Genomic DNA, 495 nt, shown 5'->3' on the forward strand with positions numbered 1-495 from the left:
GCTCTTCGTACATTCATAAAAAGTACCTCCTCGATAAACTTGAGTTACTCAAAAAACTCTAAACAGTTTTTCGAGCTTACTATTACTTATTATCAAGAATATCAGTTATACTATTTTTTAAAAAGGTACGCATGATTAACCGTTTACAGTAAAAGAAATGAATATTCTAAAAAAGTAAGAGAAAGTTATTCCTTCTCTTACTTTTTCTGTTTCTAGTCATCGTCATCATCGTCGTCATCATCATCATCGTCATCATCGTCGTCATCATCGTCGTCATCATCGTCGTCATCATCATCATCAGAATCATCATCATTAGAGTCATTATTATTTGAGTTATCATCATCATCAGAGTCATCATTATTAGAGTCATCATCATTAGAGTCATCATCATTAGAGTCATCATCATTAGAGTCATCATCATTAGAGTCATCATCATTAGAGTCATCATCATTAGAGTCATCATCATTAGAGTCATCATCATTAGAGTCATCATCA

The 495-nt window shown here is 32.5% G+C and carries 1 protein-coding gene; it reads right to left on the minus strand.

The window, feature by feature from the left end:
• Positions 1–212: 212 nt before the first annotated feature.
• On the minus strand, positions 213–495 hold a 283-nt coding region (locus EZV73_RS28420; RefSeq protein WP_240843937.1), incomplete at its 5' end, for a hypothetical protein.

This window comes from Acidaminobacter sp. JC074 (genome assembly GCF_022496765.1).
GTDB lineage: Bacteria > Bacillota > Clostridia > Peptostreptococcales > Acidaminobacteraceae > JABXKX01.